18 protein-coding genes are annotated in these 21,769 nt (G+C 65.7%); 5 read left to right on the top strand and 13 right to left on the bottom strand.

Features of this window, described 5'->3' with window-relative positions:
- The coding region (locus HMPREF3115_RS32165; protein ID WP_371089349.1) for a formyltransferase family protein at nt 1-221 on the top strand (221 nt) is incomplete at its 5' end.
- Nucleotides 222-409: 188 nt separating this feature from the next.
- Here HMPREF3115_RS32165 and HMPREF3115_RS02905 read toward each other — a convergent pair.
- The 12 genes from HMPREF3115_RS02905 to HMPREF3115_RS02850 form a co-directional block, all read right to left on the bottom strand.
- Entirely contained in the window at nt 410-1,597 is a 1,188-nt protein-coding gene (locus HMPREF3115_RS02905) for an ADP-ribosylglycohydrolase family protein (protein WP_070553380.1), read from the bottom strand.
- A 497-nt stretch (nt 1,598-2,094) separates the two neighbouring features.
- Nucleotides 2,095-3,750: a trimethylamine N-oxide permease gene (locus HMPREF3115_RS02900; RefSeq protein ID WP_070553379.1), complete on the bottom strand. Its 1,656-nt coding sequence runs from the start codon at nt 3,748-3,750 to the stop codon at nt 2,095-2,097.
- A 178-nt stretch (nt 3,751-3,928) separates the two neighbouring features.
- Nucleotides 3,929-4,792 carry a glycine betaine ABC transporter substrate-binding protein gene (locus tag HMPREF3115_RS02895; protein ID WP_006406029.1) on the bottom strand — a complete coding sequence of 288 codons (864 nt, stop codon included), beginning with the start codon at nt 4,790-4,792 and terminating at the stop codon, nt 3,929-3,931.
- A gap of 131 nt (nt 4,793-4,923) precedes the next feature.
- Complete coding sequence (locus HMPREF3115_RS02890) at nt 4,924-6,072, bottom strand: FAD-binding oxidoreductase (RefSeq protein ID WP_006406027.1); 1,149 nt, start codon at nt 6,070-6,072, stop codon at nt 4,924-4,926.
- Nucleotides 6,073-6,101: 29 nt separating this feature from the next.
- Nucleotides 6,102-7,343 (bottom strand): aromatic ring-hydroxylating oxygenase subunit alpha, encoded by a 1,242-nt coding sequence (locus HMPREF3115_RS02885; protein WP_006396366.1) that lies wholly within the window; start codon nt 7,341-7,343, stop codon nt 6,102-6,104.
- A gap of 45 nt (nt 7,344-7,388) precedes the next feature.
- Nucleotides 7,389-8,174, bottom strand: a complete 786-nt coding sequence (locus tag HMPREF3115_RS02880) for an electron transfer flavoprotein subunit beta/FixA family protein (protein ID WP_006396365.1) — start codon at nt 8,172-8,174, stop codon at nt 7,389-7,391.
- Nucleotides 8,171-9,340: an electron transfer flavoprotein subunit alpha/FixB family protein gene (locus HMPREF3115_RS02875; RefSeq protein ID WP_070553378.1), complete on the bottom strand. Its 1,170-nt coding sequence runs from the start codon at nt 9,338-9,340 to the stop codon at nt 8,171-8,173. The genes HMPREF3115_RS02880 and HMPREF3115_RS02875 overlap by 4 nt, the downstream gene beginning before the upstream one ends.
- 4 nt (nt 9,341-9,344) lie before the next feature.
- On the bottom strand, nt 9,345-11,270 hold the full coding sequence (locus HMPREF3115_RS02870) for a (Fe-S)-binding protein (protein WP_053298247.1): 1,926 nt from the start codon (nt 11,268-11,270) through the stop codon (nt 9,345-9,347).
- A gap of 2 nt (nt 11,271-11,272) precedes the next feature.
- Nucleotides 11,273-13,336: an NADH:flavin oxidoreductase gene (locus HMPREF3115_RS02865; protein ID WP_053298246.1), complete on the bottom strand. Its 2,064-nt coding sequence runs from the start codon at nt 13,334-13,336 to the stop codon at nt 11,273-11,275.
- Between the two features lie 60 nt (nt 13,337-13,396).
- Complete coding sequence (locus HMPREF3115_RS02860; RefSeq protein ID WP_006396361.1) at nt 13,397-13,930, bottom strand: DUF5943 domain-containing protein; 534 nt, start codon at nt 13,928-13,930, stop codon at nt 13,397-13,399.
- 140 nt (nt 13,931-14,070) lie between these two features.
- Nucleotides 14,071-15,042 (bottom strand): dipeptidase, encoded by a 972-nt coding sequence (locus HMPREF3115_RS02855; protein ID WP_006396360.1) that lies wholly within the window; start codon nt 15,040-15,042, stop codon nt 14,071-14,073.
- A 34-nt stretch (nt 15,043-15,076) separates the two neighbouring features.
- Nucleotides 15,077-16,351 carry a serine hydroxymethyltransferase gene (locus HMPREF3115_RS02850; protein ID WP_006410995.1) on the bottom strand — a complete coding sequence of 425 codons (1,275 nt, stop codon included), beginning with the start codon at nt 16,349-16,351 and terminating at the stop codon, nt 15,077-15,079.
- A gap of 9 nt (nt 16,352-16,360) precedes the next feature.
- Here HMPREF3115_RS02850 and HMPREF3115_RS02845 point away from each other — a divergent pair, with 9 nt between their 5' ends.
- Entirely contained in the window at nt 16,361-16,567 is a 207-nt protein-coding gene (locus HMPREF3115_RS02845) for a hypothetical protein (protein WP_006406023.1), read from the top strand.
- Nucleotides 16,568-16,797: 230 nt separating this feature from the next.
- Entirely contained in the window at nt 16,798-17,823 is a 1,026-nt protein-coding gene (locus HMPREF3115_RS02840) for a GlxA family transcriptional regulator (RefSeq protein WP_006396357.1), read from the top strand.
- 89 nt (nt 17,824-17,912) lie between these two features.
- Here HMPREF3115_RS02840 and HMPREF3115_RS02835 read toward each other — a convergent pair whose 3' ends face one another.
- Entirely contained in the window at nt 17,913-19,328 is a 1,416-nt protein-coding gene (locus tag HMPREF3115_RS02835; RefSeq protein WP_006410999.1) for a discoidin domain-containing protein, read from the bottom strand.
- Between the two features lie 265 nt (nt 19,329-19,593).
- Here HMPREF3115_RS02835 and HMPREF3115_RS02830 point away from each other — a divergent pair, with 265 nt between their 5' ends.
- Together HMPREF3115_RS02830 and HMPREF3115_RS02825 are read left to right on the top strand one after the other, a co-directional pair.
- Complete coding sequence (locus tag HMPREF3115_RS02830; protein WP_006406021.1) at nt 19,594-21,015, top strand: aminotransferase-like domain-containing protein; 1,422 nt, start codon at nt 19,594-19,596, stop codon at nt 21,013-21,015.
- A 7-nt stretch (nt 21,016-21,022) separates the two neighbouring features.
- On the top strand, nt 21,023-21,769 hold a 747-nt coding region (locus HMPREF3115_RS02825), incomplete at its 3' end, for a PhlB family protein (protein WP_070553377.1).

Genomic DNA, 21,769 nt, shown 5'->3' with positions numbered 1-21,769 from the left:
GCGTGAAGCTGATCGGCGCGACCGCGCACTTCGTGACCGACGATCTCGACGAAGGCCCGATCATCGAGCAGGTCGTCGAGCGCGTCGATCATGCATTGCGGCCGGAGCAGTTGCTCGCTGTCGGACGCGATGTCGAATGCATCACGCTCGCGCGCGCGGTGAAGGCGTTTATCGAGCGAAGGGTGTTTTTGAACGGGGATCGGACGGTGGTGTTTTCGTAAGGCGCGAGAGCTTTTCCTTGCGGTCGCGGCCTGCCAAGGAACGCACGACACGCGTGTCGTGCGCTCTGCGTCCGGCCTGGAAATCTCTGAACCGATATCGGTCAAGCGCGCATTCGCTTCCCGTCCTTGCTGTTCCTCGATGCAGCGTTGGAACCTGTGGCTACGGCTCAACGCTTTTTTGCGCGCCTTCAATCCCCGGATTGATCCATGCGGGACGCTGCCAGCAAGTCCTCGGCAAAGTGATAAAACCCGTGTGCCGCGTGCGTATTGACGATCCATCTGACAGGAATCCGCGTCTCTCCGTAGCAGGCGCCGGCGACCTGCCCAAAAACGGCGCCGATGGTATCCGAGTCTCCCGCCAGATTAACCGCCGCAAGCATTCCCGGCTCGAAATCGTCATGGTGATAGAACGCCCACAATGCCGCTTCGAGCGTGTCGATCACGTAGCCCGACGACGAGATCTCGCTGCGGGATTTTTTCTTGTACGAGCCGCGTGCGATTTGCTCGACGGCCGGCGCGAGTGGACTTTCATCCCAATACCCGGGCAGAGGCGAGAATCGGTCACCTAAGATGTCTTCTTTTGAAAACCCCGCGAACGCGCCCCACATCAGCGCGGCAAAAAACCTGCAGGCATCGACGGCCTCTTTCGCCCCATGCGTAAGCCGGGAGCTTTCGGCTGCAAAATGCACCGCCTTCTCGAAATCGTTCGCATAGAACAGCACGACCGGAGCGAGCCGCATCAGCGATCCGTTTCCTGCCGAATGCGGATCGGTGTCGCCGGAGAACGCATTCCCCGTTTTCAAGAAACGATCGAGCGCTGCCCGGGTGGTACCGCCGATATCGAAACACTCTCCAGTCGGGCTGTATGCGCCGAATCGATACCAGTAGGAAAAAGCCAGCATCGCATGGTCGGGATCGAATCGATGCGAATGGAGAAGACTGTACGCGAGACAGCATGCCATGCTCGTATCGTCGGTCCAGTCGCCGGGCTTGAGATGAAAGGGGCCGCCCCCGACGATATCGGTAACCGTAGCGCTGTCTCTCGGCGAAAACTCGAGCGTCGTGCCTAGCGCATCGCCAATTGCCAGTCCCAGCATTGCGCCGCGAAACCGATCGATGATTTCCGATCTGTCCGCGCCGATCTGCTGCTGAACGGCGCGCAACGCATCACGATCGGCCCGCGGATTCCGATTCCTGAACTTGAAATATTCGCTCAGCCATGGCGTCTTGAGCGTCACATCCGCGTTGGTGAATCGGCCGGAATAGGGCTGAAAACCCATATCCGCGGGATATCGGCTACGTCGCGCCACACGCGCGGCCGCACGCTCGACGGCCGCCCGCTGCTCTGCCGACAACGCTGCATCCTTATCGCTCATCACTGTTCTTCCAATGTGATATTCCAAGATCCCTCGCGGCGTCGTTACTACGGTCGAGAACCTTGAACAGCGTATCAGACTTGAGCAATACCTCCGCTCCCCGAGCGGTATTCCGAAGTGAGCTGACCGATAGCCATTGTCCGCAAGCTTGGTCAGTCCGTTAGACGCCTCCGTGGTCAAGCGGCCCGATTCGCCGGGGTTCCTGGCACACAGTGCCGGGTTGGCCTCCTCGTACAGGTTGGAGCTATAGCCGCGTATCGCCAGAAATTCGCGGAACTCCATCCTGCATGACCGAGCGGGTCGGTCCGACGAGGCGAGCTCCGCGAACTAACAGAAGGCGGGAGGATGAGCGGAGAAAAAGACAATGCCGCAGAACGCAGCCGTAGAGATGAACGGTTCGGCCGGGGCGGCCTGTTACACCTGCCGTACCGCGATCGCGCGACAGCCCCGTGCGAGCTTGCCGGGACCGGCGCGCGAATCGGGCACGCGTGAAGCGCTCACTTCACCCAGGCAAAGTAATACGACAACCAGATCGTCAGCGCCGCGCCGATCAGCGCCGCATACGGTGCGAGATTCAGCCACACGCTGCGCTTCGGCACCTCGAGCTCCATGTCGCGCTGCATCTGCGCGGGAAAGCGCCCGCGATCCTGCCAGTAGTGGCGATACACGAACACCGGCACGATCAGCAGCATCGCGATCAGCCCGTTGCGCAGCGTGCCTTCGCCTTGCAGATTCGCGCCCGCGCCGACATACACGAGGTTCGCATACCCGCAGATCGAGCCCGCGACGAGCAGCCAAGTCGGGCAACGGAACGGACGATCCCAGCTGCCGCGATCCATCCGGTGGATCCAGCCCGACTGCAAATTCAGGAACACGAACAACATGTAGCAGACGTTGGAAATCGACAGCACCGTCATGTAGTCCGACATCATCAGCAACACGAGGTTGAAGCCGAGATCGGTCCACATCGCGCGCGTCGGCGCGCCGTGCTCGTTCACGTGCGACAGGAATTTCGGCAGCCAGCCGTCGACCGATGCCTGATAGAGCGTGCGCGACGAGCCCATCATCGACGTCATCACGATCAGCAGGATCGACAGCATCAGCATCACGACGACCGCATTGGCGACCCACGCGCCGCCGCCGACGATCTTCGCCATTGCGGCCGCGACGCCGGTGCCGTCGCCGATCGCCGGATCGAGCATCGCCTGCGTGCCGAGCGCGCCCTGAAACGCCATCGGCACGAGCGTCATCACGACGAGACAGAGCGCACCCGACCAGAAAATCGCCTTCGCGGTGTCGCGACGCGGATCGCGGAATTCGCGCGTATAGCAGACGGCCGTCTCGAAACCGTACGACGCCCAGCCCGCCATGAACATCGCGCCGAGCGCCATCACGACGCCCTGCCCGTTCCACGTACCGAACGTCGCGGCCGTCAGATTGCCGTGCGCGTCATGGCCGAGCGGCAGCAGCGGGAGCAGGTTCGACATCGGCACGTCGCCGGTGACGAACGGCACGATGCCGACGATCAGCAGCGGCGTCAGCGAAGCGATGCCGAGAATGCGCTGCGTGCGCGCGGCTTTCGACGCACCGCTGTGCTGAAGCTTGAACGTGATCAGAAGCAGGATCGTCGCGATGATGAACGTCGCGTTGATCCGCAATGACAGACCCGGCTTGATGAAACCGAGATCCGCGACCTTGAACTGCCAGTGCAGCACCGCTGCATCGGCCGGAAAGAGACTCGTGAGCGCATAGCTCGCGGCGAGACCGCAGCCGAGCGCGAGCATCGGAGACCATGCGAGCCAGTTGCACCACACGGAAACCGGGGCAATCAGCTTGCTGTAGCGAACCCAACCGATCGCGCCGTATACCGACGCGCCGCCCGATTTATGAGGAAATAGCCCCGATATTTCCGCATAAGTCGCGCTTTGGATCAGCCCCATCGTGATCGCGGCGATCCAGATCGCCCACGCGGGCTGGCCGATCGTCGCACATACCCCGCCGATCGTGAACAGCACGCCTGCCGGCACGCCGCTCGTCACCCAGAATGCGTCCTTCCATGTCAGGCCACGATGCAGCGTATGGCCTGTCGAATCATGTGAGATGGTTGCCTCGACATCACTGGTGCGGCTCGCACGCAGTCCTGCTTGACTCATCCAAATCCTCCTGTGATGACTCCGCACAAGCGCCGTAGTGTAACAACATGCGCACTTTCTTGCAGAATCGGTAAAAAAATTCCGGGATATGGGAGCAAGTCATCGCGATCGTTTCGGATTCCTGCTCGCCATTCCCGGCGTATTGTTTTGATGTTTCGGCTGACGAACCGTCAGCCGTTTACTGCGCGCCTTCGGTCCATGCGTTCACGCGGTCGGCATGCGCGGCGATCCACGCGTCGGCAGCCGCTTCCGGCTTCGCGCCGTTCTGGATCGCGAGCATCACGCTGTCGATCTCGCCCGGCTTCCACTGGAATTTCTTCAGGAAGGCAACGACCGGCTTCGCCTTCGTTTCGAGCTGCGGATTCACGACACTGTCGACGTGCTCGGCACCGCCGAACACCTTCTTCGGATCCTCGAGGAAGCGCAGCTTCCATTTCGCGAACATCCAGTGCGGCGCCCAGCCCGTCACGATCACCGGCTTGTTCGCGCTCACCGAGCGCGACAGTTCGGCCGTCATCGCGCTGCCAGAACTCGGCATCAGCGTATAGCTGAGCCCGTAGTTCTTGATCGCTTCGTCGGTCTTGCGCATCACGCCCGCACCGGCGTCGATGCCGACGATGCGGCCGCCGAAACTGCTCTTCTCCGCGTTCAGATCCTCGATGCTCTTCGCCTTCACGTAATCCGGGACGATCAGGCCGATCTTCGCGTCGGGAAAGTTCGCGCCGACGTCGACGACCTTGCTCTTGTATTCGCTCCAGTACGAGCCGTGCGTGACCGGCAGCCAGGCCGACAGCGTCGCGTCGAGATCGCCGCGCGCAACGCCCTGCCACATGATCCCGGCCGCGACCGGCACGAGCTGCACCTGGTAGCCGAGCTTCTTCTCGATCACGCGGGCCGCGACATTCGAGGTCGCGACGCTGTCGTCCCAGCCTTCGACGTAGCCGATCTTCAGCGTCGGTTTCGTATCCGCGAGCGCGGATGCACTCAACGCCACCATCGCCGACAGTGCGCCGGTCCACAACAGTTTTCCGAGTAGCTTCATGGTCGATCTCCTTGAAATGCGCACCCTGCGCGTTGTCTCTCTAGGTTCTTCAACCACAAATCCGCGGTAGCGTTTTTTTCCGACAGATGCTTGTCCGGATGCGACGCGGCGCGTCGCATCGCGGCCGGTCGTTACTTATCGATGACGAGATCCGAAAGCGGCTTGCTGCAGCACAGCAGCACCATGCCCTGGTCGATCTCGCGCTGGCGAATCCCGCCGTTGTGCTTCATGTCGACCTGACCCGACACCAGCTTTACCTTGCAGGTGCCGCACATGCCCTGCGTGCACGAGGCCGGCAGCCGCACGCCCGAGCGGCGCGCCGCATCGAGCACGTGCTGATCGGCGCCGCACGACACCTCGCGGTTGCTCTTCGCGAAGCTGACCGTGAACTGCTTCGTCGCGACCTCGGCGTCGTCGGCCACCGGCGCGAGCTCGGCGAGCAGCTCGTCGCTGGCCGTCTGCGCGAGCGTCTCGAACGAGAAGCTTTCCTCGTGATAGCGCTTGCGGTCGAAACCGGCTTCGTCGAGCAGGTCGCGCACGGCCTTCATGTACGGCGCCGGGCCGCACGTGAAGATCTCGCGCTCCATGAAGTCCGGTGCGATCAGCTTCAGCAGCGGCAGCGTCAGAAAGCCGGTGACGCCCGGCCAGTTCGTGCGCGTGCCGACGCGTTCGACGACGAACGACGTGCGGAAATTCGCGTGGTTCGACGCGATCAGATCGAGCTCGCGCGCGAAGATGATGTCGTCCGGCGTGCGTGCGCTGTGCACGAACACGATGTCGCGATCCTCGGCGAGATCGTGATGCGCACGGCTCATCGACATCAGCGGCGTGACGCCCGAACCCGCGGACAGGAACAGATACTTGCGCGCCGGATGCCGCGCGCAGGTGAACTCGCCGGCCGGCCCGAGCACGCGCACCGACGCGCCCGGCTGCAGGTTGTCGTGCAGCCAGTTCGACACCTTGCCGCCCGGCACGCGCTTGACGGTGATCGAGATGGTGTGCGGCCGCGTCGGCGACGACGAGATCGTGTAGCAGCGATTGATCGTCTCGCCGTCGATGTCGAGCTCGAGCGTGATGAACTGGCCGGGCTCGAACGAGAACGTGCGGCCCTGCGGCGAACGGAAGAAAAAGCTCTTCACGTCGTGCGTTTCCTGCCGCACGTGGCAGCACACCAGCGTTTCCTCGACGTCGCTCGTCCAGCGCTCGGCAAGGGCGTTCCAGAAAGCCGGGCGCGTGACCCGGCTGTCGGTCGGCTCGAAATTGGCCGCATCTCGCATCATGTTTGACTCCGCTGCTAAATCGCTAATCGCTATGCGCCGGTCTTTTCGGCGAGCCGGCCGATGTACCACGCCGAGAATTTCTCGACGAGCCCTTCCGTGAACGGCGAGTACGGGCCGGGCTCGTATGCGCTGCTGTTCGCGCCGCGCTGCGAGAATTCGACGAGCGCGCGGTCCTGGTCGTTGGTCGCGTTCCACACGGCCGTCAGGTTCTTCACGTCGTAGTCGATGCCTTCCTTCGCATCCTTGTGCACGAGCCACTTGGTGCGCACGAGCGTCTTGCCGGCCGACAGCGGAATCACGGAGAACGTCACGATGTGATCGCTCATGAAGTGATGCCACGAGTTCGGCTGCGTCCAGAACGACAGCCCGCCGAGATCGGCCTGTCGGAATTCGCCGAGCAGCTTCTTCGAGGCGACCTTGGCGTCGAGCGTCTGCGACTCGCCGCTGCGATCGAGCGGCAGCCGCTGCGTGCGAAAGCCCGTCACGTCGAGCAGCTTCTCGATCTCGACCGACGGCAGGCCCATCTCGGCCCATTCCTTGCCGCGGCGGATGCAGGTTTCCGCAAAGGCGTCCATCCCTTCGGCGTTCGCCTCCGAGCGCTGATAGCCGAAGCCGTATTCGTACAGCGAGATCGTCAGCTCCGGATGGTTCGCGACGCAGTGATAGCACTCGCGGTTGTTCTCCATCGTGAGCTTCCAGTTGCCTTCCTCGATGATGTCGATCTGCGCGGCGATCTTCGTGTTCGGCAGATCGTGCGGCAGCAGGTACGGCTCCATCGCGGCGCGCATCTGCGCGAAGTCGGCGGGCGGCTCCTCGGCGAGGCAGATGAAGATCAGGCCCGCGAGGTTCTCGACGTGCACCGGCTTCAGGCTATGCTTGCAGCGGTCGAACTTCTCGCCCATGTGCTCGGCGAACATCAGCTGGCCCGTCAGGTTGTACGTCCAGCTGTGGTACGGGCATACGATGTTGCCGACCGAACCCTTGTCCTCGTTGCACAGGCGCGCGCCGCGGTGACGGCACACGTTGTGGAACGCGCGGATCTCCATGTCGTCGTCGCGCACGATCAGGATCGAATCGCTGCCGAGCTCGACCGTCACGTAGTCGCCCGGCTCGGGAATGTCGGGTTCGACCGCGACCTGGATCCAGTGCTGGCGGAAGATCGCTTCCATGTCCAGCGCGAAAATCTCCTCGCTCGTGTAGAACGGCGCCTCGAGGCTGTGGCCTTCCTTGCGTCGCTCGATCAGTGCACGAATGTCTGCCGATACTTTCATCGTTTGCTCCGGATTCCTTGCATCCCTGGGTTCTTGCCGACAGAATCAATAGTCGATGAGCTGATGCTCGCGCAAATACGCGAGGATCACTTGTGCTTTTTCGACCGAACTCCCCTCAATTACGACGTTGCCGCCACGGCTTTCGGTCGTCGTCGCCGACAGCATCCGGGCATGCCCGGAGCGCTTCTCGGCGGCCGCCAGCTTCACCGGCTTGCGCTCGATCGGGCCGACCTTCCATGCGGCCGTTTCGGCGTCGGCGCCGGTCACCGTGCGCGCCGGACGAATCGTCCCGGCACGCAGCCGCGCGTACGCGTAGCGCGGCTGCGCATTCGCGAGCGGATGGACCGCGACGACGGCCGGCAGCGCGGCATCGACGCGGCGGCGCAGGCCTTTCGGTAAGAATTGCCGCACCGTCGCGCGGCCGCCGTCGACCGACACGTCGACGGCCGATCCGACGAGCGGATAGCCGAGCGCCGCGGCGACGCGATACGGCAGCATCCCGCTGTCGAACGCACCTTCGGCGCGCGTGCCGGTCAGCACGAGGTCGTAGCCGTCGACGCGGCCAGCGAGCGCGCGCGCGACGTCTTCGCCGTCGTCGCAGACGAGCACGTCGACCGTGCGCGCACCGAGCGCGAGATATTCGGCGAGCGCGGGATTCGCGGGATCGCCCGCATGAATCACGTCGAGCTGCGCGCGATGCCGTTCCGCGAGTTCGCGGCCGAGTTCGAGCGCGGCCGCATCGTTGCGGCTGTAGCGCGCGGTCCCGCTGACCGGATGCCGGCCGACGGACACGAGCACGGCGATGCGTTGCAACTGGCGAGGGGCGTTCATGCTGCGACTCCTTCCGGTTCACGAGCGCCGACCGCGGTCGGCGATTGTCCGCGCGCGGCACGCGCGGCCTGCACCTGTTCGATCAGCGCGGCGATCGTCGCCTGCGCGTCGCCGACTACCGTCAGGTTCGCGCGCTTCGCGATCGGCGCGCTGCCGTCGAGGTTGACCGCGATCACGTGGCGGCAATCCTTGATGCCCTGCAGGTGCTGCACCGCGCCCGAGATCCCGAACGCGATATAGACGCTCGCTTCGACCGTCTTGCCGGTCGCGCCGACCTGCTTGTCGCGCGTGAAGTGGCCGTTGTCGACCGCGACGCGGCTTGCGCCGATCGCCGCGCCGAACGCGCCGGCCAGCCGCTCGAATGCGGCGATGTCGGTCACGCCGTTGCCGGCCGATACGATGAAGTCCGCTTCTTCGAGCGCGACCTGCGCGGCGTCGATTTCCTCGAGGCCGAGATCGCGATACGGCTGTGCGGCGTCGGCGGCCGGCCGGATGAAATCGGCGGCCAGCCGCTCGCCCGCGCCGACGAACGGCAGCTTCGCTTCGACCGCGTTCGGCGCGAGCAGGATCACGTCGGGCAGCGCGCGCGTCGCGAACGCGCGCTTCGCATGCACGTAGGCGCCGACGTGCTTCGCATCGATCTCGACGACGTTCGTCGCGACGCTTGCGCCGGCGACCGCGGCATAGCGGCGGCCGAGATCGCCGTCGCCCGTCGCGTTGTCGGGCACGAACACGTGTTTCGGCGCGAGCGCGGCTACGCAGGCCTGCAGCGCCTGCAACTCGCTCTCGGGCGCGAACGCGCGGCGATCGAAGTCCGCGAGTTCGACGAGCTTGTCGACGCCGAGCTCGGCGATGTCGTCCTTCAGTTCGCCGAAGGCGAGCAGCGCGACTTCGGTCTGCGCGTCGGCGAGCAGCGCGGCCGCGGCGATCGCCTGGCGCGACAGGTCGTCGAGCGAGCCGCGTTCGGCATGCGCGACCACGAGCATCGTGTGCTTCGGGTCCTGCACCGCGCGGCGCGGCTTCGCGGCGGCGGCCGCATGGCCGTGGGCCGGCCATTGCGCGGCACTCGCGTCTGCGCTGCCTTCCTCGCCGAGCGTGATGCGTTTCAGGCCGGCGGCCGTGATGACGAACGGCCGGCGCGGATCGATTCGTTTGATCTTGTTCATCGATTCACTCCAGCGAGGCAGCGACGAGTTCGGCCACGTCGAGCACGTCGGGGCGCGGGCCCACGACACCTTCGAGCATCGCCGTGCAGTTCGGGCACGCGACCGCGACCACTTCCGCGCCGACCGTGCGCGCGTCGGCGATACGGATGTCCGGAATGCGCTGCTTGCCGGGAATGTCGGTCAGCGGCGCGCCGCCGCCACCGCCGCAGCAGCGGCCGCGCATGCCGTTGCGCTCCATTTCGACGACCTGGATGCCGATCGTCTTCAGCAGCTTGCGCGGCGCTTCGATCTCGCCGTTATAGCGGCCGAGATAGCACGGATCGTGATACGTGGTGCGCTTCTCGCGCAGCGCTTCGACGGCCTTCGGCGCAATCTTGCCGCTGTCCGCGAGTTCCGCGAGATAGGTCGTGTGATGCTTGACCGTCACGCGCAGCCCGAGCGCGCGGTATTCGTTGCGCAGGCTGTGCATCACGTGCGGGTCGGCCGTCACGATCTGCTTGTACGACAGCTCGCCGAGCGTGCCGATCAGGCGCTTGGCCATCTGCTGGAACGTCGCCTCGTCGCCGAGCCGGCGCGCGACGTCGCCCGTGTCGGTTTCGTCGGGGCCGAGCACCGCATAGTCGACGCCCGCCTTGTTCAGCACCTTCACGAACGCCCGCAGCGTGCGCTGATAGCGCATGTCGAACGCGCCTTCGCCGGCGACGAACAGCACGTCGACCGGCTTGCCGGGACGCGCGACCGGCGCATTGAGGTCGACCGACCAGTCGTAGCGCGCGGCCGTGTCATAGCCGCCCATCGTGCCCGTCTCGCGCAGGTTCGCGAGCACTTCCTGGCCCTTGCCCGGCACCGTGCCGTGCACGAGCGTGCGGTTGCGGCGCATGTCGACGATCGCGTCGACGTGCTCGATCAGCATCGGGCACTCCTGCACGCAGGCGCGGCAGGTCGTGCACGACCACAGCGTCTGTTCCTCGATCAGCGCCGACACGATCGGGCCGTTCGGTTCGCCGCGATGCTGGCCGACCGGCAGGCCCGGCGTCGGGCTGCCCGCATAGGCGGCATCGGTGCCGCCCGCCATCCCGACGACGAGATCCTGGATCAGCTTCTTCGGGTTCAGCGGCTGCCCCGATGCGAACGCGGGGCACGCGGCTTCGCATTTGCCGCACTGCACGCACGCATCGAAGCTCAGCAGTTGATTCCAGCGGAACTCGACCGGCTTCGCGACGCCGTACTCCTGGTGCTCGATGTCGGGCAGCTTCAGCGCGGTCGGCGGCGTGGCCGTGCCGTTGCCCGTGAACGATTCGCGCGATGCGGCGAAACGCTCCTGGCGCGGATGGAACGCGAGATGCAGCAGCCCGGCGATCGCATGCTTCATCGGGCCGCCCTTCGCGGCGCCGACCGTCATCGCGAATGCGCCGACGCCGATCAGCAGCGCGCAGAGCACCGCGAACGCACCGGACATCGCGCCGGTCGGCACGAGCATGAACAGCACGAGGCCGAGCGCGAACGAGCCGAGCAGCCACGGCAGCGTATTCCACGGGCCGCGCGACAGACGCGCCGGCACGTTCTTCGCCGCGCGGCGGCGCCACACGAACACCGCGCCGACGAGCATGGCGAGCGCCGCGAGGAAGATCAGCTTGTCGAGCCACGGCGAATAGATCGCGAGGCCGTAGTTGACGAACACCAGCGCGAGCGCGGCGATTGCGCCGCCGGCGGTCGCGACGTGCGTCTTCGCGATGTACGGATCGCGTGCGACCACATGATGCAGATCGACGAAGTACCGCTTCGGAATCGCGAACAGGTTCGACACGCCGAACGAGCCCGGCGCGGTCGCCCGCCCGAGACGCCAGTACGACGAGCGCTTCGCGACCGCGAACGCGAGCCCCGCCACCGACAGCCACAGCAACGCGGTAATCAGGAATGCCGGATTCATCGTCAGAAATCCTTCACGAGACGCAGCGAGTCGTAGATCGCACCGTGGACGTTGTGCATCGAGATGCAGTCGCCGACACGGAACAGCAGGAAGCGGCCGTTGCCGAGTTCTTCCGACAGGCACGGCTGCGGCTCGGCCGCGAACAGCGTGTGCGGATCGATCTGGCCGCGGTTCACCGATTCCGGCTTCAGCTTCCAGTAGAGCTCGTCGTTCGGCGACGAGCCGTTCTCGATCACGACCTGGTCGACCGCGCGCTCTTCCAGTTCCTCGGTGTATTCGTTGCGCAGCACCGCGATCTTCTTGCCATCTTCCTCGTAGACGCGGTCGAGCATCGTGTTCGGCGTCTGGATCACGCCGAGCGCGTACAGCCGGCGATAGAAGATCGGGAACGTCGTGCCGCCGCAGTCGTCGGCGACCTTCACGTCGGGCGTGACGACCTCGACCTTCGAGCCGCGGCTCGCCATGAAGTCGGCGACGCCCGCACCCGCATGCGTGCTGACGCCGTCGAACAGCAGCACGTTCTGCTTCGGCTCGACCTTGCCGGTCAGGATGTCCCACGAGCTGACGGCGAGCCCTTCGGCGACGCCCCACGCGGGCACCTGCCACGTGAAGCTCGAGCCGCCGGTCGCGAGCACGACGATGTCCGGCTTCTCGGCCATGATCGTCTTCTCGTCGGCCGTCACGCCGAGACGCCGGTCGACGCCGATGCGCTTCGTCTCCATGTCGAACCAGCGGATGATCCCCGACATCTGTTCGCGTTGCGGCGCCTTCGCGGCGATCATCACCTGGCCGCCGACTTCCGCGTTCTTCTCGAACAGCACGACGTCGTGGCCGCGCAGGCGTGCCACGCGCGCCGCCTCGAGCCCGGCCGGGCCCGCGCCGACGACGACGACCTTGCGCTTCGGGCCGCGCGACTTCTCGATGATGTGCGGCATCGTCGCTTCGCGCGAGGTCGCCGCGTTCTGGATGCAGAGCACGTCGAGGCCGTTGTACTGGCGGTCGATGCAGTAGTTCGCGCCGACGCACTGCTTGATCTCGTCCTCACGGCCGTCGCGGATCTTGATCACCATGTGCGGATCGGCAATCTGCGCGCGCGTCATGCCGACCAGGTCGATCATCCCGTTCGCGAGCAGGCGTTCGGCCTGCCCGGCGTCGCGGATGCTCTGCGCGTGCATCACCGGAATCTTGACGACCGACTTGATGCCGGCCGCGAGATGCACGAACGGCTCCGGCGGCAGCGCCATCGGGGGCATGCAGTTCGCGATCGTGTTGTGTGTATCGCCGCCCGAGCCGACGACGCTCAGGTAGTCGATCAGCCCCGTCTCGGCCATCGCCTGCGCGATTTCCTTCAGCGCTTCGTGGTCCAGGCCGTCCTCGTGAAATTCGTCGCCGCACATCCGCAGGCCGACGCAGAAATCCTTGCCGACCGCTTCGCGCACGGCCGTCAGCACCTCGATGCCGAACCGCAGACGGTTCTGCAGGCTGCCGCCCCATTCGTCGGTGCGGTGGTTCGAGCGCGGGCTCCAGAACTGGTCGATCAAATGCTGGTGTGCGGCCGAGATCTCGATGCCGTCCATGCCGGCCGCCTGCACGCGCTTCGCGGCCGCGGCGAAATCGCCGATGATGCGACGGATCTCCTCGATCTCGATGATCTTCGCGTTGCCGCGGTGCACCGGCTCGCGCACGCCCGACGGCGACATCAGATGCGGCCAGTGCTCGCCGTGGAACGACGAGCGGCGGCCCATGTGCGTCGCCTGGATCATGATCTTCGCGCCGTGCTTGTGCATCGCGTCGGCGAGCCGCGTGAGCGGATCGATGATCTTGTCGTTCGACAGGTTCACCGACTTCCACCAGCCCTGCGGGCTGTCGATCGACACGGGGCTCGAGCCGCCGCAGATCGCGAGGCCGACACCGCCCTTCGCCTTCTCCTCGTAGTAGCGGATGTAGCGGTCGCCCGGCAGGCCACCCGGCTCGGCATACACCTCCGCGTGCGCGGTACTGACGATCCGGTTACGCAGCGTCAGCTGATTGAGCTGCATGGGTTTGAACAGGTGGGGATAACGCATCGCTGGCGACCTCTGGCGTTCGAATGTCTCGTGTTGCGGGTGTTGTTCTGTTTCAGTGCATCAATGCGCGAGCGGCGACACTTCGAAGATGCAGCGGTCGTGATGTTCGGCCGCGCACTGCACTTCCTTCGACTGCGCGCGCGGCGCGCCCTTGCCTTCCGGCGTCGTGTCGTTCACCCAGTCCATCGCACCGGCGAACCAGCCGGCGAACATGTAACAGAGCTTGCCTTCCTTGCCCGGCTGCTGGAGCACGAACGACGAATGGCGCAGCTCGATCTTCGCGCGCGCCGTGGCCGGGTCGGCCTCGACGATCGAGAACAGCCCCCAGCCGCGCTGCGACAGGCGCTTCAGGTAATGCTCGAACACGGCCATCCCGGCGATCCCGTGCTGCTTGGCTTCCTTGTCGCACCAGTGGTAAGCGGACTTGTAGCCGGCCTTGTACAGGATCTCGGCATAGGCCTCGACGCCGAGCGCTTCCTCGACCGCGACGTGGTTGTTCGTGAAGAAGTGGCGCGGCACGTACAGCATCGGCAGCGCGTCGGTGGTCCAGACGCCGGTAACGGGATCGACGTCGATCGGCAGTTGCGGTTGCATCGTGGTGACTCCGTGAGGAAAAGTGGCCGCGCGGCACAGGCGCAGGCACGGCATCGTCCGCGTGCCCGCACACTGTGTGCGGGCACGTCCGGATTGTTGTTGTGGTGTAAATCGCTGGCGGCGGCCGGCGTCGTGCGCGCTTACGCGCCCCAGACGTCCTTGAACACGCGCACCCAGTTCTCGCCCATGATCTTGCGGATCCGCGACTCCTTCCAGCCGTGGCGTTCCATCGCCGCGGTCAGGTTCGGGAATTCGCCGATCGTGCGGATGCCTTCGGGGTTGATCACCTTGCCGAAGTTCGTCAGCTGGCGATAGCGGCCCTTGTCGTGCGTCAGCATGTCGAAGAACTCCTTCGCGTAGTCCTGCGTGAAGTCCGTGCCGATGCCGACCGCGTCTTCGCCGATCAGGTTCACGACGTAGTCGATCGCCTCGATGTAGTCGTCGATGTTCGCTTCGATCCCGCGCTTCAGGAACGGCGCGAACATCGTCACGCCGACGAAGCCGCCCGCATCGGCGATCTCCTTCAGCTGGGCGTCGCTCTTGTTGCGCGGATGCTCCTTGAGGCCCGACGGCAGGCAGTGCGAGTAGCACACCGGCTTCTTCGAGAACGCGATCGCCTCGGACGACGTGTTCGCGCCGACGTGCGACAGGTCGACCATGATCCCGACGCGGTTCATCTCGGTGATCACTTCGCGGCCGAAGTCCGACAGCCCGCCGTCACGCTCGTAGCAGCCCGTGCCGACGAGGTTCTGCGTGTTGTAGCAAAGCTGGACCACGCGCACGCCCATGTCGGCGAACGCCTCGATGTAGCCGATGTTGTCCTCGAACGCATGCGCGTTCTGGAAGCCGAGGATGATCCCCGTCTTGCCTTCCTTCTTCGCGCGGAAGATGTCGTCGGTCGTGCGCACCAGCGTCAGCAGCTCGCTGTTGTCGCGGATCTTCTTCTTCATCACGCCGATGTTGTCGACGGTCTTCGCGAAGTTTTCCCACACCGACACCGTGCAGTTCGCGGCCGTGATGCCGCCCTTGCGCATGTCCTCGAACACCGGCTTCTCGAACTTCGAAATGTTCAGGCCGTCGATGATGATGCTGTCGTCATGCAGCGTGCTCATATCCTTCTCTCGCTCCAGTCTCGTCCGGTGTGGGTCAGTAAATCGGGAAGCGCTCGCAAAGCGCGAAGATTTCGCGGCGCACGCGCTGCTCGGTCGCGGCGTCGCCCTCCGGGTTCGCGCGCAGTGCGTCGAACACCTCGAGGATCAGGCGGCCGATCTCGCGGAACTCCGCGACGCCGAAGCCGCGCGTCGTGCCGGCCGGCGTACCGAGACGGATGCCCGACGTGATCGTCGGCTTCTCGGTGTCGAACGGAATGCCGTTCTTGTTGCACGTGATGCCCGCACGTTCGAGCGCCTGCTCGACCTGCGCGCCCTTCAGCCCCTTCGGGCGCAGATCGACGAGCAGCAGGTGGTTGTCGGTGCCGCCCGTGACGAGATCGACGCCGCCCGCCTTCAGCACTTCGCCGAGCGCCTGCGCGTTGGCGAGCACGTTGTCGATGTACGCCTTGAAGTCCGGCTGCAGCACTTCGCCGAACGCGACCGCCTTGCCGGCGATCACGTGCATCAGCGGGCCGCCCTGCAGGCCGGGGAACACGGCCGAGTTGATCTTCTTCGCGATCTCTTCGTCGTTGGTCAGCACGAAGCCGCCGCGCGGGCCGCGCAGCGTCTTGTGCGTGGTCGACGTGACGACGTGCGCGTGTTCGACCGGGTTCGCATGGCGGCCGGCGGCGATCACGCCCGCGATGTGCGCCATGTCGACCATCAGCTTCGCGCCGACGCTGTCGGCGATCGCACGGAAGCGCGCGAAGTCGAGCGCGCGCGGATACGCGGAGAAGCCCGCGATGATGAGGCTCGGCTTGTGCTGCTGTGCGAGTTCTTCGACCTGGTCGTAGTCGATGCGCATCGTGTCGCGGTTCACGCCGTACTGCACCGCGTTGAACCACTTGCCCGACAGTGCCGGCTTCGCGCCGTGCGTCAGGTGGCCGCCCGCGTCGAGCGACATCCCGAGCACCGTGTCGCCCGGCTTGGCGAGCGCGAGCATCACCGAGCCGTTCGCCTGCGCGCCCGAGTGCGGCTGCACGTTCGCATAGCCGGCATTGAAGATCTTCTTCACGCGGTCGATCGCGAGCGCCTCGACTTCATCCGCGAACTCGCAGCCGCCGTAATAACGCTTGCCCGGATAGCCTTCCGCGTACTTGTTCGTGAGCACCGAGCCTTGCGCCTCGAGCACGGCGCGCGACACGATGTTTTCCGACGCGATCAGTTCGACCTGCGACTGCTGACGCTCGAGTTCCTTCAGGATGGCGCTGCGCACCGGCGCGTCGCGCTCTGCAAGGGGCTGCGAAAAGAAAGACTGGGTGTTCGACATAGTGCGTCCGTGACGAAGAATAAGGGGCTGCAACCGATGCTCAAGGGCCCGCCCTGCCTGGCTTTGAAGCGTGTGGCAGACAAGGTTGCCGACGGCTCTATTCTTGTCGTTCGGATTTTCGGCGGATTGATGAATTTAGACGCGTTCTTTGCCTTTTCCGCCATGCGCGTCCGTTTTACACAAGTGATCGATCGTGCTTTTTCGGATGGCCAATAAAAAGCACGTTCGCCGTTCACCTATGAACAGGCACGCCGCTGGTGCCGGCCGCGCGCGTCGGCAGTGCGCGCGGTCACGCTTTCGGTGCAGTGCAGCAACGCGCTTCAACGCAGACAACGTATGGAGCTAGGGTTTAGCCGTATGGCACGCTTGTTGCGCTCGCTCACACAATACTGCAGCCCGATTCGTGCCTCGGGCAGAAGCTATTAGAGATTCAAGGAACGCTCCCCATGTCGCCCGACCGTACAGCGTCGCTGTCCCACTTCGCGTTCATGCCTTTACCGAACTTCACGATGATCGCGTTCACGAATGCGATCGAGGTGCTTCGGATGGCGAACTACCTGAGCGGTCAGCCTCTGTATCGATGGTCGGTGATCAGCCCCGACGGCGGCCCGGTCACGGCGAGCAACGGCCTGACGGTCGACACCGGTCCGGCCGAATGCGTCGGGCAGCCCGACATCGTGTTCGTATGCGGCGGCGTCGACGTGCAACGCGCGACGACGCCCGCGCATCTGTCGGCGCTGCGCCGTTTCGCACGCGCCGGCATTCCGCTCGGCAGCCTCTGCACGGGCACCTATGCGCTCGCGAAGTCGGGCCTGCTCGCCGGCTACGCGTGCGCGATTCACTGGGAAAACATGTCGGCGCTGAAGGAAGAGTTTCCGGACACGCGCTTCCTGAAGGAACTGTTCGTCATCGATCGCGACCGCATCACCTGCACGGGCGGCGTTGCGCCGCTCGACATGATGCTGAACCTGATCGCCGCGCGCGTCGGCACCGCGCGCGTCACGCAGATCGCCGAGCAGTTCATCGTCGAACACGTGCGCGACACGAGCGCACAGCAGCGGATGCCGCTCGTCGCGCGCCTCGGCTCGGCGAACAAGTCGCTGTTCGAAGTGATCTCGCTGATGGAAAACAATATCGAGGAGCCGCTGTCGCGCGAGGAGCTCGCGCGGCTCGCGAACATGTCGCAGCGGCAGTTGCAGCGGCTGTTCCGCGAGCACCTCGGCATGACGCCGACGCACTACTACCTGACGCTGCGACTGCGCCGCGCGCGCGAGCTGCTGCTGCAGACCGACATGTCGATCATGCACATCACGATGGCCTGCGGCTTCCAGTCCGCGTGCCATTTCAGCAAGAGCTATCGCGATGCGTTCGGCGTCGCCCCGACGCGCGAGCGCCGCAAGCAGGTTGCACCGCTCGCGCAGGGCACGCCTCCCGGCGGCCCGGCGCTGCCGACGCTGGCGATTCACGCGTGACCTGACCGGCGCATCGCGACGAAAAAAAGCGACCTTTCGAGGTCGCTTTTTTCATCTGCAGCCGGCGCGCCGCGCCGGCACCGCACGGGTCACGATCCCCACACCTGCATCTGATACAGCGAGTAGCCCCACTGCGTCGCGCGCTTCGTGCCGAGCATCCGCACGTAGCGGCCGCGGCCGTTGAGGTTCGGCAAGGTCACGTGCTGGTACGACACGCCGTTGTTCGTCGAGTAGATCGTCGTCCAGTTCACGTTGTCGTTCGACGTCTGGATCTGGTAGACGAGCGCGCCCGCATCCCAGTACAGGTCGACGCTGTTGATCGTCTTCACCGCGCCGAGATCGACCGAGATCCACTGCGGGTCCACGCCCGTGCCTTCCGGCGAATCCCAGCGCGTGCTCGTCGTGTTGCCGTCGAACGCCTTGTCCGGCGTCATCGAAGCGTTGTAGCTCGCCGATGCCGCGGCCGGCCGCCCTTGCGACAGCAACGTCGGCTGCGCCGCGGCCGGACCGCCGTAGTAGTTCGCGCCGAGCTTCGCCTTCGTCGAGTCGGCGTTCACGCCAAACGGCGACAGGCTCCAGCGCTTGCCGGTCGTCACGTCGCCAACGTAGAGCTGATAGCCGCCCGCCGTCGTCGACGAGAAGAACAGGTAGTTCGTGCCGTTCACGGGCGCCGGATCGGAGTTGTTGCTCACGCAGTCGTTGATCGACAGCGCGCTCGGCGTCGACGACGGGTCGGCGCTCTTCGCATAGATCTGGTCGAGCCCGCCGCTGTCCTTCCAGCGCGCGTAGAACACCATGCCGTCCGCGCGCACCATCGGATAGTAGGTCTGCAGTCCGGCCGGATGATCGAACGTGGCGGTCGCACCCGTCGCGATCGTGCGCTTCATCAGCCCCATGTTCGCGCCGGCGCCGGTCGCGTAGTAGACGGCGGTCGCGTCCGGCGACAGATACGGCATCGAATATTCGGCACCCGACGGCGCGTTGGTCAGGCTCACGATCGACGTGAAAACCGGACCCGCGCTCGTGAACGACAGCGTGCCCTGCTTCACGTCGCCGTTCTGTTTGAACACGAGCGTCTTGCCGTCGGGGCTGAACTTCGGATCCTCGTTGCGCGTCGCGCCCGTGCTGTGCGTCATGTCGACGGGCGGCGTGCCGGCGCCGAGCTGCAACATGAACACGTTCCAGGCGCCGTTGCGGATGCCCATGAACGCGAGCCACTTGCCGTCGGGGCTGAACACGCCGTTCATCGGATCGGTGATGCCCCACGTGCTCTTGCTCAGTTGCGTGAGCGTGTGTGCGGAAAAGTCGTACAGGAAAAGCTGGCTCGTGCCGTCGCCGTACTTGACGTAGCTGTGATACACGAGCTTGCCGGTCAGCGCGGACGGAAACGACGCGCTCGACTGGGCAGGCGGATTGCTGATACAGGCGGCGTCGGCGGTGCCGACGGAAAAAAGGTGAACGAGGGCGGCGGCCGCGATGCCGGCCGCAAGGGTCTTCAATTTCACAGAGCGTTTTCGGAGTGACGTGGAAAGGCCGCCGAGCCGCGTCCGTGCGCGCGCGCACGCCGCGCGGCGCGGGTATCCGGCGGCGGAACGCGGGTCGGTCGGCTCGGGAACGGGCGGGAACGAAAATTGCGCAAGGATGCCTTTGCGCAGACGGGAAGAAAAGGATCAGAGCCCGTTAAAAACGTACGGATCAGCGCGCGGCGTGCGGTTGCGCGGCATGGCGCGCGTGCTACTCTTTTTTTCAGTAATGCACCGGAGTGGGGGCATGAAACGATATGCGGCGCTGGCGCAGACGATTGCCGATTCGATTCGGCGAGGCGATCTGGCGCCCGGCGAGCGCATTCCGACCGTGCGCGCCGCGTGCCGCGCGTATCGCGTCAGTCCGTCGACCGTGTTTCGCGCCTATTACCAGCTCGAGAGCGAGGGTCTGATCGTCGCGCGGCCGCGCTCGGGCTATTTCGTCGCGAATCTCGACGCGTCGCGGCTGCGCTCGACGCTCGATCCGCTGCGCAAGCCGGCCGCCGCGCCGCACGTCGCCGACACCGCGCTGTGCCGGCTGCTCGACTCGCTGAAACACGGCGACGTCGTCCCGCTCGGCTCCGCGTTCGCGAACTACTCGTTGTTTCCGATGAGCAGCCTGTGGCGTTACGTGCAGTCCGCGACGCGCAACATGGATCGCGTGACGATGCTGTCCGGTCTGCCGCCCGGCGAAGACGGGCTGCGTCGCCAGATCGCGCTGCGCTATCTGACGGCCGGCGCGGCGCTGCCGATGGACGAGATCATCGTGACGACCGGCGCGCTCGACGCGCTGATGCTGAGCCTGCAGGCGCTTACGCGTCCGGGCGAAGTAGTCGCGATCGAGCGCCCGGCATTTCCGGCGGCGCTGCAGGCCGTGCAGCGGCTGCATCTGAAGGCGGTCGAAATTCCGGTCGATCCGCACACGGGGCTCGACCTCGATGCGCTGGCCGAGGCGCTCGACACGCATCCGGTGCGCGCGTGCTGGTTCATGACGTCGCTGCACAATCCGACCGGCGCGACGCTGTCCGACGAACGCAAGCGCGCCCTGATCGAACTGCTCGCGGCGCACCGCGTGCCGCTGATCGAAGACGACGTGTACGGCGAGCTGCAGTTCGGCGCCACGCCCGTGCGGCCCGCGAAGGTGTACGACGACAGCGGGCTCGTGCTGCATTGCGGATCGTTTTCGAAATGCCTCGCGCCCGGCTTCCGCATCGGCTGGGTCGCGGCCGGCCGCTATGCGCGGCAGATCCGCCAGGCGAACTGCATGGGCACGCCGTCGGCCGACGTGCCCGCGCAGCTTGCAATCTCCAGCTATCTTCGGCACGGCGGCTACGATCGCTTCCTGCGCAAGCTGCGGCGCAATCTCGCCGCGCATCAGGCGCAGATGGTCGCCGCCGTGCACGCGTATTTTCCGCAGGGAACCGAAGTGTTCGCGCCCGGCGGCGGCTATTTCCTGTGGGTCGAACTGCCGAAGCGCGTCGACGCGTTGCGCCTGTTCGGCGCCGCGCTCGAAAACGGCATCAGCATCGCGCCGGGCCCCATCTTCTCCGCAACCGGCGGCTTCCGTCGCTACGTGCGCCTCAACTACGGCCGGCCGTGGACGCCGGCCGTCGAGAACGCGATGCAGACGATCGGAACGCTCGCCGCACGACAACGACACCCGGAGTAGCTCCACCATGCGAATCCTGCCGAACCGGACCCTTCATGCACGCGACACGCTGCGCGGCGTCACGCAGGCACGCGCGGCCGGACGACGCAACGTCGTCTGCCGTTGCCGGCAATGCGGGTTCGTTGCCTTTCATCCGCTGCAGCGCTGCCCCGCTTGCGGGCGCGAAAGCTGGCCGTTCGAACCGCTGCACGCGCGCGCGGGCGCGAACGCGTACCAAGCCGTCGATGCGGCGCCGTCATGCCGCATCGAGCGCTGGGCCGCGCGGATCGCCGCCGCGCTGCGCGCGGCCGCCTTCCGACGACCGCGTGCGTCGACCGCGCCGCTGCTCAGCATCCTGACGCTCGTGCTGCTGGTCGGCGGCTACGTGCTGTCCGACCGGATGTGCAAGGCCGATCCGGCCTGCCGTGCGCCCGACGCGCGCGATACCGGTGCGCGTGCGGCCCATCTGCTCGCGCAGGCGTCGGACGACACGACGGCGGCCGCCGAACCCGCGCTGCCGGTGCTGCCGGTGCCCGTCTATCCGTTCCATACGGGCGACGCGACGCAGCTCGCCTCCGATCCGCGCCGCGCGGCGCGCAGCGTCGATGCGGGAGTGCAATCGTCGCCGCCCGCCACCGCACAGGTCGCGCAAACCGTCGCGCCGAACCGCGCATCGGCCGACATGCGCGGCTGCGCGTCGCGCAGCGCGAGCGGCTGTGCGCGCACTGCGCCGCCCTCGGTGCGCACGGCCGTCTGGCACGGCGGCCGCGACTCC

Origin of the sequence: Burkholderia sp. HMSC10F09 (assembly GCF_001806955.1) — a bacterium.
Taxonomy (GTDB): domain Bacteria; phylum Pseudomonadota; class Gammaproteobacteria; order Burkholderiales; family Burkholderiaceae; genus Burkholderia; species Burkholderia multivorans.
The sequence above is the reverse complement of the archived record's forward strand: the minus strand, read 5'-3'. Positions and strand labels throughout refer to the sequence as shown.

What these genes read in the sequence shown, in the direction of transcription:
- HMPREF3115_RS02840 (WP_006396357.1), top strand. Translation starts at nt 16,798, where the DNA reads ATGTCGCCCGACCGTACAGCGTCGCTGTCCCACTTCGCGTTCATGCCT.
- HMPREF3115_RS02850 (WP_006410995.1), bottom strand. Translation starts at nt 16,351, where the DNA reads ATGTCGAACACCCAGTCTTTCTTTTCGCAGCCCCTTGCAGAGCGCGAC.
- HMPREF3115_RS02890 (WP_006406027.1), bottom strand. Translation starts at nt 6,072, where the DNA reads ATGATGCGAGATGCGGCCAATTTCGAGCCGACCGACAGCCGGGTCACG.
- HMPREF3115_RS02830 (WP_006406021.1), top strand. Translation starts at nt 19,594, where the DNA reads ATGAAACGATATGCGGCGCTGGCGCAGACGATTGCCGATTCGATTCGG.
- HMPREF3115_RS02875 (WP_070553378.1), bottom strand. Translation starts at nt 9,340, where the DNA reads ATGAACAAGATCAAACGAATCGATCCGCGCCGGCCGTTCGTCATCACG.
- HMPREF3115_RS02855 (WP_006396360.1), bottom strand. Translation starts at nt 15,042, where the DNA reads ATGAGCACGCTGCATGACGACAGCATCATCATCGACGGCCTGAACATT.
- HMPREF3115_RS02895 (WP_006406029.1), bottom strand. Translation starts at nt 4,792, where the DNA reads ATGAAGCTACTCGGAAAACTGTTGTGGACCGGCGCACTGTCGGCGATG.
- HMPREF3115_RS02905 (WP_070553380.1), bottom strand. Translation starts at nt 1,597, where the DNA reads ATGAGCGATAAGGATGCAGCGTTGTCGGCAGAGCAGCGGGCGGCCGTC.
- HMPREF3115_RS02870 (WP_053298247.1), bottom strand. Translation starts at nt 11,270, where the DNA reads ATGAATCCGGCATTCCTGATTACCGCGTTGCTGTGGCTGTCGGTGGCG.
- HMPREF3115_RS02865 (WP_053298246.1), bottom strand. Translation starts at nt 13,336, where the DNA reads ATGCGTTATCCCCACCTGTTCAAACCCATGCAGCTCAATCAGCTGACG.
- HMPREF3115_RS02900 (WP_070553379.1), bottom strand. Translation starts at nt 3,750, where the DNA reads ATGAGTCAAGCAGGACTGCGTGCGAGCCGCACCAGTGATGTCGAGGCA.
- HMPREF3115_RS02885 (WP_006396366.1), bottom strand. Translation starts at nt 7,343, where the DNA reads ATGAAAGTATCGGCAGACATTCGTGCACTGATCGAGCGACGCAAGGAA.
- HMPREF3115_RS02880 (WP_006396365.1), bottom strand. Translation starts at nt 8,174, where the DNA reads ATGAACGCCCCTCGCCAGTTGCAACGCATCGCCGTGCTCGTGTCCGTC.
- HMPREF3115_RS02860 (WP_006396361.1), bottom strand. Translation starts at nt 13,930, where the DNA reads ATGCAACCGCAACTGCCGATCGACGTCGATCCCGTTACCGGCGTCTGG.